The sequence below is a fragment of the Vibrio sp. EA2 genome (assembly GCF_033042495.1).
GTDB lineage: Bacteria > Pseudomonadota > Gammaproteobacteria > Enterobacterales > Vibrionaceae > Vibrio.
The window spans coordinates 16,504-28,914 of sequence record NZ_JAWLID010000001.1 but is presented as its reverse complement, the minus strand read 5'-3'; the positions used below and the strand labels follow the sequence as shown (position 1 = coordinate 28,914).

At 42.5% G+C, this 12,411-nt stretch carries 10 protein-coding genes; 2 read left to right on the top strand and 8 right to left on the bottom strand.

Annotated features, from left to right (window positions below):
- Window positions 1–14: 14 nt before the first annotated feature.
- Window positions 15–2,120, bottom strand: a complete 2,106-nt coding sequence (locus RXX31_RS00110; RefSeq protein ID WP_317587075.1) for a phytase — start codon at window positions 2,118–2,120, stop codon at window positions 15–17.
- 274 nt (window positions 2,121–2,394) lie between these two features.
- Here RXX31_RS00110 and RXX31_RS00105 point away from each other — a divergent pair, with 274 nt between their 5' ends.
- On the top strand, window positions 2,395–3,345 hold the full coding sequence (locus RXX31_RS00105; protein WP_317587074.1) for a hypothetical protein: 951 nt from the start codon (window positions 2,395–2,397) through the stop codon (window positions 3,343–3,345).
- Between the two features lie 10 nt (window positions 3,346–3,355).
- Entirely contained in the window at window positions 3,356–4,375 is a 1,020-nt protein-coding gene (locus tag RXX31_RS00100) for an AraC family transcriptional regulator ligand-binding domain-containing protein (protein ID WP_317587073.1), read from the top strand.
- 92 nt (window positions 4,376–4,467) lie between these two features.
- Here the strand turns inward: RXX31_RS00100 and RXX31_RS00095 are convergent, their stop codons facing one another.
- The 7 genes from RXX31_RS00095 to RXX31_RS00065 all read right to left on the bottom strand — a co-directional run bounded on the left by RXX31_RS00095 (window position 4,468) and on the right by RXX31_RS00065 (window position 12,408).
- The gene (locus tag RXX31_RS00095) at window positions 4,468–5,661 is read right to left on the bottom strand and encodes an amino acid aminotransferase (protein WP_317587072.1); all 1,194 of its coding nucleotides are present in this window, start codon (window positions 5,659–5,661) and stop codon (window positions 4,468–4,470) included.
- 14 nt (window positions 5,662–5,675) lie between these two features.
- A complete protein-coding gene (locus RXX31_RS00090) occupies window positions 5,676–6,278 on the bottom strand; it encodes a YitT family protein (protein ID WP_317587071.1) in 603 nt (200 codons plus the stop codon).
- A gap of 227 nt (window positions 6,279–6,505) precedes the next feature.
- The gene (locus RXX31_RS00085; protein WP_317587070.1) at window positions 6,506–6,970 is read right to left on the bottom strand and encodes an Lrp/AsnC family transcriptional regulator; all 465 of its coding nucleotides are present in this window, start codon (window positions 6,968–6,970) and stop codon (window positions 6,506–6,508) included.
- A gap of 275 nt (window positions 6,971–7,245) precedes the next feature.
- Window positions 7,246–7,896: a hypothetical protein gene (locus tag RXX31_RS00080; RefSeq protein ID WP_317587069.1), complete on the bottom strand. Its 651-nt coding sequence runs from the start codon at window positions 7,894–7,896 to the stop codon at window positions 7,246–7,248.
- Between the two features lie 234 nt (window positions 7,897–8,130).
- Complete coding sequence (locus RXX31_RS00075; RefSeq protein ID WP_317587068.1) at window positions 8,131–10,299, bottom strand: VWA domain-containing protein; 2,169 nt, start codon at window positions 10,297–10,299, stop codon at window positions 8,131–8,133.
- A gap of 199 nt (window positions 10,300–10,498) precedes the next feature.
- Window positions 10,499–11,074: a hypothetical protein gene (locus RXX31_RS00070; RefSeq protein WP_317587067.1), complete on the bottom strand. Its 576-nt coding sequence runs from the start codon at window positions 11,072–11,074 to the stop codon at window positions 10,499–10,501.
- An 11-nt stretch (window positions 11,075–11,085) separates the two neighbouring features.
- Complete coding sequence (locus RXX31_RS00065) at window positions 11,086–12,408, bottom strand: transglycosylase SLT domain-containing protein (RefSeq protein ID WP_317587066.1); 1,323 nt, start codon at window positions 12,406–12,408, stop codon at window positions 11,086–11,088.
- Window positions 12,409–12,411: the final 3 nt, after the last annotated feature.

Here is a 12,411-nt window from a genome sequence, read left to right as displayed (position 1 = left end):
AGATTTTTGGAAAATTATTCAGCAAACGCGGCGTCGATATCATTCCAGTCTGCAATCTTGAAGTTCTGATTTTCATACTCATAATCAGCATTAACGTTGAAGCCATCCTGAGCAATGAAAAATCCATTCGGGAATTGATCACCTACCGGGCTTGAAACGGCGTGAATCCCATCCGTCTCGCTAGCTCCATCCAAACCATTCTCGTCATCTGCCACCAGCGCGAAACTACCCGCGTATTGATAAGCTTCATCAATACTGTATACCGCGTAAGTGTGATTGCCCTGGCTCGACACAATCAAATAGTTCACTATGCCGTTGTTGTAGATAGTGATGCCTTCTGCGTCAGCAACAAGCTGCTTTCCATCCACTTCAATGATCATTTCACCATCGGTAGATGCAGATTCATCGGCAGAGAACTTCCACACACCAACATCTTCCTCTCCTACATATAAGGTTGCCGTTGTCGCATCGACAACACAGCCTTCTGGTTGGCTATCGACTTTGAGTCGTCGAACGATACTGCCTTCAATGCCAGCTTCCTGAACTGTCAGACGCCACTGTTCAATGTCCCCGCTCTTGCCGTTAATAAAGACATATGGCGTACCGTCTGAAGACTGATAAGTACACAAACCATATACTTCGTTATGTTCAGATTTTAGCTGCGCCACCTCTTGATGCGTATTCTCACCTACTGCATCTAGCGGAACAATCGGATTCTGGCTCTCCGTCGCTTCTTGGATTTTGTACAGCGCGATGGTATTAAATTCACGATTACTCGCCGCTGCTAACGCAAAGCTGTCACCATTTGTATCCGTCACAGACTGGATAATATCGACATTGTTTGGCTCCCCTTCATTGAGATATTGAAGTTCTGCACCATTCAGATCGTAAGCCATTAAACCACCCTGCTTATTGGTCGCAATAATTAGGCTGTTTTCCGGCGCGCTTTGATTGAGCCAAAACGCAGGGTCGTCCGCCGCATCGCCATCATCGTCCACAGGATCGGTTTCACTGACTACTTTAACCAATGCAATACCCGTCGAGCTTAGGTTTTCTGGGCTCAGTACCTGAGAGATTTGAGTATCGCCCATCGAACTTGCTTGATTAAGCGTTTCATAGCTTAGCTTCTCGTAAACCGGCTCATCGGCTTCTGAATTCGCTACCCAAAGGCCATCATCTGCAATGCTAAGCGATTTAATCTCAGCTACGCCGTCTAGATGGATATTGGCAGCAAGTTGCCAGTCATCACGGCGATACAGCATCATTCCTTTGCCTTCATCACCTATAACCAGATAACCATTACCATCAGACATGTACAGAAGGTCTAAAGCTTCTATTTCTTGCAGGTTACCCAGAGGCTCAATACCATCGACCATACGTCGAGAGTTAATATCTTCAGGATCCGATCCATAAGCCCAAACGCCAACATCCTGTTCGGCAACGTACAAGGTCGCGGTTTCATCATCGACAATACACGCACTTAACTCACCACCTACATCGAGCTCACGCACTGTGATAGGCACGCCATTATCATCGGTCAGAACACTTTTGATCTCGCCATTCTCGTACTTTAATTTGTACTGCAGTGCCACACCGTCTTCAGTAATGCCCGTGAGCAATAGTTCGCCATTGGTGGTATTTTTATGCAGACAAACTCCCTCGGCAGAATACTCTGTCGAAAGGGTACCGATCTCATCTAGAACTACGCCATCATCGTAACCAATCGAATAAAAGCCAAAACTGTTGCCATCCGGTAATGCCAGCGCAAGCAAATCGACCGATTCACCGTTATCATCACTGATATCGTATCGGATATCCGCCCCAGTGATCTCCAGCCCTTCTAACTTTTCTACCTCTGTACCCGATGGGTTATAGACAGCGAGTCCATCACCTTCCAACGTGACAAACAATAGGCTGTTTTCACGGTTGTTACTATTAATCCAGTATGCTGAATCACCAATGTCGTCGTAACTGGTATTAGCGGTCGCAGATGTTGTTAGCAACTCAGCTTCAATTGCACCAGCACTCTCAGCTTCGACATAAACGGTTTCGGTATCTTCCAAGTCACAGCCACTAAGCAGTGCAGCAACGATGAGTGAACTCAGTATTGAACGACGCATTTTTCTCTCCATGTATTTAAGTCAGGAGAGAATCTAGGTGGAACGCGTGAAAGATTTATGACAAAAAATTAAATTATAATTCAATATCAATAAGTTACACAAACAAACCAGAACTAATGAGCTTTTCGGACTAAGAATAACACTACGTATTGTCTTACCGCTCCTATCAATAATTTGTCACATTGTTATGGGAAGATAGATCACCTGAGCTTTTTGGACTTTTATCAATCTGCACGCTTAAAAAGCGTATTTTACTGACCTTGCACACTCTCTAATGAAAATAAAAAACTTAATTACCCAATTCAATTACCGACTCTTCGATATCTTTTACGGACTCCGCTGCCACCGAATTTGGCTAGTGATATTGGTCATCTTGCTCACTGCTCTTTTCGCTTTTAACTACCTCAATGGGTATGTAAAACCGCAATCTCAGTTAGACTGGCTCGACATTATCGGCGAAGGCTCTTCGACCATCATGGTGCTGTTGTGGGTGCTCGTAATCCTCTCAACCCGAACTCCGGGAAAGATTACCAACTATTTTTCGTTTGGCTTTATCTGTATTTTGCTGTCCCTGTCTCAAGATTTCATCGACGAATTTATCAGGCTTGAGTCTTATACGATTGTCGGTAACTTAATGGAGTGCATGCTGATTGGCTTAGGCATAGTAACGTATGCTTTCTGGCAATGGCGCAAAGAGCTTTTGGTCATCAACAATTATATTTCTCAACGACGTAAACTGAATCCAAGTACGCCCATTCATGCGGAGCATTATCGCCTTCCTGATGTTCACCATCTGTATCAGGCACTAACCCGTACGAAGCAGATCGCCACGCATAACGAGCCCACTTTTCTACTATCGATTCATTTAGTTAATGAGCGCCAACTCATTCACTCCTTATCGCTTAGTGAAGTAAGCAGGTTAACGATCTCAATTTCAGAACTGTTATTTATCACGGCCCGAAGTCATGACTTAGTGTGTCATTGCGCTGCACACCGTTACGTGATTCTGATGGAAAATTGTAGTGAAAGTGAGGCTTCACAATTCGCTCAGCATTTAGCAGGGTTACTGAATCGCTTTGTCTTCTACCTGGATTCAGGTGATTTCGTTGAACTTGAGTGGCAATTCAGCCTGACCCAAAGCCAGAAGCATGCGCATACACCACAGTCAGCTCAGAAACTGATTAATGACTCGATGAAACCCTTTAATCAAGTACAAAGCACCTAAAGGTATCAGCGTGAAAGGAAATCATGCTCTTGTACCAAAATGGGCTGAGCGGAATGATAAAGTAGTGCCTGCAAGACACCACATCGCTTTGTTACTTGATCTGCTCAGTAACAGAGGGGTCAATATGCACTACGCGCTACGAAATACAGGCATATTTTACCAAGACTTGATTGAGCGTGATTTAATGGTGAGCCCCGCCCAACTTGCTCGCCTGGTTCATAATGTGGCTAAACTGGAGCAGTTTCCGGAGATGAGTTTTCTGTCTGGACAACAGCTCATTCCCGGCGCATTTTCAGAGTCGAGTCATCTTATCGTCCATGCTGCAACGGTCAGAGAATTGATTGGGAATTTCGTGACTTATTCTGAGATTTACTTTCCACTACTCAAACTCCGGGAACGGATGGATGAAACGGGACTCTACTTATTTGAAGAAGACCCTTTTGGTGAAGCCAGTTCATTGAGTTTCGGGGCTCGCATCGCCTACCGTCGGTGGTTAATTGAGTATGTGTTCACATCCATTATTTCTGCCTCCAATTGGCGAGCGGATCAAAAGCTCCCCTGGTCTGTAAAAGTAGACTGGAGTGCACCATGCTGGCAGGAGCAGTACGATGTTTACTGGGGCAAAGTGGAATTTAAACAATCCATGGTTTCACTCTTCCTTCCCAAAGAATGTCTGGAATTAACCTTATCGGATTGCTCTTCAACCCTGTACAAAGTCGCTCAACAAACAACACCCCTACGACCTTGTGGCTTGCTGAGTTTCATCCGTGATCAACTTCGACAAGATCAGCTGCAGGTTCCGTCTCTCAATGATCTGTCTGAAATGATGAATGTAAGCCCTGCGACCCTGAAAAGGCGACTCAAAAGTCACAGTAGTACTTATCGTTCACTTCTTAACGATATTAATCGTCAGAACGCCCTTTACCTGCAAGAGGTTCACAAGCTGGATGATGTCCAGATCGCACACAAAATGAACTTTTTCGATGTCAGCAACTATCGACGAGCAGTAAGACGCTGGGGAGCAAATTAATACCCGATCCGGGCTCAACCTACTCATCTAAAATCTAAAAACCCTAGCACGAACACTAGGGTTTGGATTATAAAGCTTGGCTTAACGCCAGATTAAACAGCAGAGAATGCTTTAGCTACTCGTCCAACATTTTGCTCGTTAAGACCAGCTAAACACATACGGCCACTGTTAATCAGATAGATGCCATGGTCTTCACGAAGCTTTTCAACCGTCTCTTGCGAAAAGCCCGTGTAACTAAACATGCCTTTTTGCTTGATTAGAAAGCTGAAGTCTTTTTCAGGACGTAACGCTTTTAGCTGTTCGTGCAAGGTTTCACGCATTGTCAGAATACGGCTGCGCATGCCGTCAACTTCGCCAAACCACTGGGCTTTTAATTCATCGGTATTCAGTACGTTCGAAACCACAACAGCACCATGTTTCGCCGGACTTGAATAGTTACGACGAACGGTTGCTTTTAACTGACCAAGAACGCGAGATGCTTCTTCGTCATTACCACATACCACAGACAGCCCACCAGCACGCTCACCATAAAGAGAGAACGTTTTCGAGAATGAGTTACTTACGAAGCTTACTACGTCTTTTTCTAGCGAGATTTGGCGAATAACGTAAGCGTCTTCAGCAATCCCTTCGCCATAGCCTTGGTAAGCCATATCAAAGAATGGGATCAGTTTTTGTGTTTTAACCACTTCGATCACTTTGTCCCACTGATCGTTGGTAAGATCAACGCCTGTCGGGTTATGACAGCATGGGTGAAGTAGCACAATACTCTCTTCTGGTAGCGTTTTTAGCGTTGAGACCATGCCATCGAAATCGAGCATTTTCGTTTCAGGGTTAAAGTACGGGTAAGTACCTACTTCAAATCCTGCGCCAGCAAAAATTGCATGGTGGTTTTCCCAAGTTGGGTTACTGACCCATACTTTCGAATTCGGGAAATAATGCTTTAGGAAATCCGCACCGATCATCAGCGCGCCTGAACCACCGAGCGATTGAATCGTTGCCACTCTTTTCTCTTCCAAAGCCGGATGGTTTTCACCAAACACTAACTCTTGAACCGCTGCACGGTAAGGTGCTAAACCTTCCATTGGCAGGTAAATACAAGGCTGACTTTCTTCTTTCGCTAGCTGCTGCTGAGATGCAGCAACAGATGGAAGCGTTGGAATTTTACCATTTTCATCGTAGTACAGGCCGATACTTAAATTCACTTTTTCAGAACGTTCATCCGCCATAAATTGTTCCATCAGAGACAAAATTGGGTCTCCGGCATAGGCTGTTACATGATTAAGCACTGAAATTCTCCTTGTTAATTATTAACTTGATAACGGTCTGCACGGTGATTTAAACCTATGATGAAGTTCAATATGACACCGCAGAGTATTGATAAGGCCAGTTCGACGTAGCCGACAACGGATAGAGACACTAACATAATCGTGATGTCTACGCCCATTAAGAACCAACCTGCGCGTAAACCAATTTTGTCCTGAAGGTATAACGCGAGAATATTAAAACCACCCAGGCTGGCTTTATGACGGAATAAGATGATAAATCCGGTACCAAATAGAAAACCGCCAAAAATCGCACCGTAGAGGGGGTGGACATTGTTTAACTCAACAAAGTTCGACTGGATATTGGTGATAAATGAAACCAGACCAACTGCTGTGAAGGTCTTAAGACAGAATAACCACCCCATACGACGAATAGCCAAATAGTAAAACGGCAGATTTACCAGAAAGAAGATGGTGCCAAACTCTAACTGAAAGTTGTAGCTGAGGAACAGTGAAAGCCCGGCCGTGCCCCCTGTTACCATTCCCACTTGTTTTAAAAACAACACGCCAAACGATACTAAGCTTGTTCCCATAAAAAGAGCGAACACGTCTTCAAACCACTTATGGTCTGTGTTCGTCATTGTCGCCTCTGACACTTTATTAATCCCTTAACTAACACTTACACCCCAGCAATCAACCTATTCCTTGATCACTGTCCTCGCACAACAACATGCGTAATTTGTGCATTATTAATAACACAACAAATATATCGTGCAAGAAAAAATACAAAAATGACGATTTCATGCATAGGTTGAAAATTAATTGCACCAAACCCGCAGGGGGCGAGCTATTATGGTGCAACCATTTATCAAGATTGGAGGGTAGTGCCGTACTCTTTTACACGCTCAAGCACGACGGAAGTCTTAATATGGGAAATGAGTTGAGTTGTGAAGATGCGGTTGATCAAATCGTTTAACGTGTTCAGGTCGGCGACCAAGCACTTTATAAGATAATCCGCATCTCCCGTGGTTTTAAAGACTTCAACAATACACGATTCATTATCAATAAAGTTCAAGAAGTTATGAGTTTTCTCAGCTTCGTGATTCAGAAGTTTCACCTCTATCATCGCTATCACTTCCTGCTTTAGCGCTTTTGGTGATAAGCGAGCATGATAGCCAAGTATGAGATTATTGTTTTCTAATGTGATGCGACGGCGGGAACATTGCGAGGCTGACAACCCAACCAACTCACTAAGTTCTTGATTTGTCAGACGTCCATTATCTTGCAATAACTGCAGAATTTTTACGTCGTAATCGTCCAGTTCATTGGCCATGTAAAGCGTACTCCTTTTTATCAGCCCGTGAGTGTAACAACTCCTAATAAGCTCGACTACTTTTTCAGTGCGCAGTTAGCAATTGTTAGATACCTAAATGTCTTCAAGATACGGAACTAATAATATAAAGAAATTGGCGCTACAAAAGTCGCTAGCGATTAAATACGAGTCTATCGAACCCAAACTAGCAAAGAAGAGGGGAAACACGTTCGGCAGGAATAACCGCCTATCAATAATTTCGATGAGTATAACCCACCGAAATTATTGTCTATGAATTACATTACCTGACTGGCTTCAGTAAAGAAGTCATTCATGGTTAAAACAACATGTTTCTCAAACAGCTTAGCCGCGAGATCTTCACCAATGTCAAAACTATCAAACTGACCTCTTTCATGATCAATCGAATCTTCAACCTTGAACGATTTCTCATAAACTGTCTTTCCAGATTTATCCTGTAGTCTATAGGTGACGTCGAAATCAGCACGAATCGTATACTCTGATGCACCTAAACCTAACGTAATAATGTCTTTACCAAAAGTTATCGCAGCATCGAAATCCGCATAAGCCGGACCAGATTTATCATGAGCGGTTAACTCTGTTACCAGATCAAAATCTGCCTCTCCTACAGAACTAATTTTGGTTGATAGTGGTAATTGACGAGCAAACAGTTCCTTAAACCGAGCAAGCACTCGACTTGCACCGACAGAAAGCTCTGCATTTTCAATAGGTTTAAGCTCTAGCATTTCCCCTCCACTAAATATGCCCGGCTTTGGTTGAGCATAGAATACTTCTGAAGAGAAAATTTTATTTTCAAACTGAGGGTTTTCTACTGCTGATTTCACGGGTATAGAAACTTCTCCGTGAGTTGCACAACCAGCAAGTACAGATACGGCAGCGAAAGCGCCTAACAGCTTAATAGAACGCATTTAATAAACTCCTTATTATGATTTTATTATGATTTTATTATGAATATGATAGAAAAATGAATCGTTGTATGGGTAAACACGTTATTATTAAGACAAGCAGCGAAATAAAAAAGTACAAACAGATAATAAGCAATTTGTACTCATATTTTTATGGTTATTATTTTGTACCAAGCTAAATAAAGCTAAGTGCCCGAACACTCAGCTTTATTATTTAGCCTAGTTTCATAGTGCGATTTAGTTCGCTACATACTGATATGAAACTTTAATTTCACTACCCGCTGTAGGTATTGCAGTGCCAGTAAACACAATAGAGTGGGACTGAACATAATATTGCCAGCCATTGCTCGTATCACGATTAACCTCTACACCTTCAACCGTAACCGCGATCGAAGACGACAAGATCTGGTTTGTATCGCTCAACGTCAATTCATACCCCGCACTTAACGCCCCGGCATTATTAGCGATAGTATTCATGAAGTTGTCGTACTCTTCGATTTCTTCAATGTTCAGAACCGTACCATCTGTCGCGTTTGCCAAATCATCATACTGGCTATATCTCGCGTCATTTGGCTCAACCACTGCATAAACGCGATAACCATTGTCAATAAATAGATTATCTTCAACATCAAATGTTGAATCGCTTCTTCTTTCATATTGGCTCTCTTCATCACTCATAATAATGACCGAAAGTGATGCATTTTCACGCGGATAACCTGCAGTTGCGAGACTACCTGTATTTTCAGTCAGCGCTTCTTCTGCATAGTAAATACCTGTTTCAGTAGCACTACCCCATGTACCAGGCAGTAAATCCGAAGCGATTTGTTCATCATCGCTAGTAAAACCTAGACCTCTAAGCTCAGACGTATCTGTAGTGATAGTGCCAACCTTAAAATCTAATCCAGCATTTTTGATTGTGTCGATAAAGCTTGTTGTCAATGAGCTAATTTTATCTTGTTCATCAGACATACTTCCTGAGTTATCGATAACAAACAGAAAATCCGCTTTAGATGTTGTTTGCTCAATTGCTTTAAATGTATCGTTTTGCAGCTCTAGTGTTGAAGTTAAGTCTGCACTGATGCTTTCTGACGTAGTTTTAGCAATAAGATCAGAGTATGTGTCTGCTTTATCTTTCGCAACCAACGTCGCAGTTAAAATAGCGCTGTCATTTTCAGCATCGTAGCTGACTACAATATTAAACTGATAGTTTTTACTCGCCACTTCTGTTGAAGCAGGCTCCAACGTGTCCATTGAACCACCAATTGAGTTTACAGCAATTTGACTCATCAAATTCTCAAGCAACTCAGTTGGCTTTAGAGCGGTAAACAAAGAAATATTGTAGCTCGCTGATACATCTTTGTTCTCAAGAATCATGCTAGATACGACACTAAGAGAACTGGAGTAGTATGAAGTTTTGTATGCTCTAAGCATCCCTTCAATCAAAGTACCTGCATCGACACCTTGGTTCAGTGCCCCACGCTCGGCGACGAAACCAACAAGGTCGGTATTGTCTGGTGTTGGTATCGCGGACTGAGCAGAAACAACATTGGTCTCTGTCTTAATTGGGTCACCATAAATTACCGTACCAGAAATATCACCAGTGACTGGAGTAACGGAATAGCCTTCTGGTAAATACACCTGTTGAGTATCAAGTGCAATAGTTTGTGTTTCTGCGGAGGCCTGACCGATAGTAACGGAAATTTGCTTTTTCTGTAATGTGCGTGTGCCGTCAGTATTTTCGCGTATCACAGAAAGGTAATAGGTCTCAGTACCTTCGGTGTCGCCCACTGTCACTTGCAGTATATTACTTGTATCAGTTAACACATTTCCAGCTTGATCTGTCCACTCCAGAATATCTGTACTATTCTCATCGGAAGAAATAGTTGCAGTAATTGTGACTGAAGAACCCGGCGCTACAACCGCTGATGATGCAGATAATGAGTTAATAATAGTTTCAGGTGCTGTAAAATCACCCGTGTTACACATGGTAATCGTGTCAACAATTTCACCTTCATCAAGGATCTCGTTGTTGTTATTGTCGGTACCATACGTAATTTTTTGACCACCAAGCTCACACTCGCTATCACCCTGTGCAATCATAGCCACAGAAACTAACGCTTCAGAGAATATTTCATTCCCTTCTTCATCTGTTGTTTGAGTACTATCATTACAGATATACATCGATGATACCTGCTCTTCAAAGTCAAGGACATTATTACCATCCGTATCATAACCAGCAATAATGCTATAACCACCATTAGCACAATTGCTATCACCGGACTCTAATTTTTTAGTCGAGATTAATACATCTCCTTTTGATGCTTCTGGTGTCGTGGTGTTATTTGAAGAGCTGTCTCCCCCACCACATCCAAATAATGCGCCAACTGCCAGAGCTAATACCGACATTTTATATTTATTATTTATAGACAACTTGTTACCTCTTATTTTAATTAAATGTGTGACCATCACACATTTTGGATATAAATATTTATCAACACTAACCTCACTGGGGTTAATAGTACGACATCCCTGTGAATTATGATTAAGTTAATTTCGTATTATAAATGCGAGTCTCACGCTCGCTTTTATATAAGTCACAAACTAATTAAAGCGCTTCTGCCTGCTCTTCTAGTTGTTTTGTGGTCTTTTGACTAACAAACTCTTTATACAGAGACGCCTTATCGGTTGGATCGACAGATGACACGGTTAACGCGCTATTAAACAGCTTTTCAGATTCAACAGCAGGCATAACAACCAAAGCGCAAACCTGCTTTTCACCATCAATCTCAACTAATGAGATCTGCTCTACCTGGCTTTTCTGAATTGAAGTATTCGAAATCTGTTTAGCGATTTGTTCAAAAGACGTACCTGCAGCTTGTCCATCTACTGAGCTGCTAATCTTTTGGTAATTTTTCTCCAGCACACTGACTTTAATGTCCATGTTTTGCGCTAGCGTATTTCGCGCTAATGAGACAGCATGGTTGCGGTCAATTGAAAAGTTGCCTGATGATTCCACACAGTTTGATGCAGCAAAACCGTTTGCCGAAGTCGGGTTCAAAACCCACTTAGGTACAATAAAATTACTGGTTTCAATTTTTGCCGTTTCTACTTGCGCACTTTGACTTGCACAACCCGATAAAACCAATGCGCCGATTGCCGCAGTAAGAATATGATATTTCATCCCAGTTCCTTTTAAATGACTGAATTCGACTGCACACGATAAGTTTGCATTCTATCGTTCACCTTCTTCAGGTAGTTGCGAGTCTCTTGGTAAGGTAAATTTTTGATAAGTCGCTGATAAACTTCATCAGAACTCATGCTGTTGATCTTTTTAATTGCTCTAGAAACACGTCGCTCTCCAAAGGCTTTAGCCACGTTACCTGAACCGGTGTTATAAGCTGCAATGATGCTGTAAGTTGCACTTTGAGGGTCTTTAATGCCCTTCAAGTATCGGCTTTGTAAGATTTTCAGATAAGCGCTACCGGTTTCAATATTGACAGCAGGATCATAAAGATCATTTTCACGCATCGGCTTGTCTTTGCCGCGATAAAGTTTATTCACATCATGCCCTGCTGTGGTTGGGACAATCTGCATCAATCCATACGCAGGTACGTAAGATTTTGCTTTCGGGTTAAAGTGAGATTCTTCATGCATGATCGCAAGTACTAACGCCGGTGATAACTGACGTTTCCCTGCTTCTTTCTTTATTGCTGGTAAATATTTGTTTGCACGCTCTGAGAGAGACGACTTAGGGATTTTCACTGTATAAGCCACCACTTTTTGCGGTGCTTTTTTCAGCTTTTTCTCTTGTTGAACAAGTGCTTGCTTCACCTTTACGATGCGCTTTTGCTTTTGCTTATTCATCTCCTCTTTTTGTCGAGAGACTAGTTTCTCTGTTTTCTGCTCATTTAATACTGTTGTTCCTTGTGAAGATCCTTGAGCGACAAACATATCTAACTGACTCATTTGGCGTTGTGTCTGCTCTTCAATTTTTCGCTTCACTTGTTCGAAGGTTTCTTTCTGAACTTTCGCCTCTTTTACAACTACCGTATTAGGTTTGGCCTCAATAGGTTTCGGAACACCAATCTCTTTCCACAAGTGAGCATTACTCTCTATCACGGTATTGACGACTTCGGCTTCTTGGCTCTTCTTTGTCTTGTCTTCGTTCTTTGGCAAATAACTTACCGTGACTTCTCCTTTCTCCAAATCCACAACTGTCCGTGCGTCGTGTTTTTTGTCGTAAACGACGATCGTTTCTCTAGATGGGATTTGGCTATCGCCCCATTTTTTAATAGAAGCCTTTTGTTTTTTATCCCAATCGGCCAAATACGCTTGCTGCCACTGGTTGAACTCTTTGAGGTGGTCTGCATACCATCGCTCGAATTCAGCCGTATCATCAACAGTAAGCAACTCTATCTCTTGATCGAGTTCCGCAAACGGGTCATTGGCGTAACTTGGCATGGTCACGGCTAGGTTCAACACTACTGCCAGTGCGCAATATTTTAGTTTCATCATTCT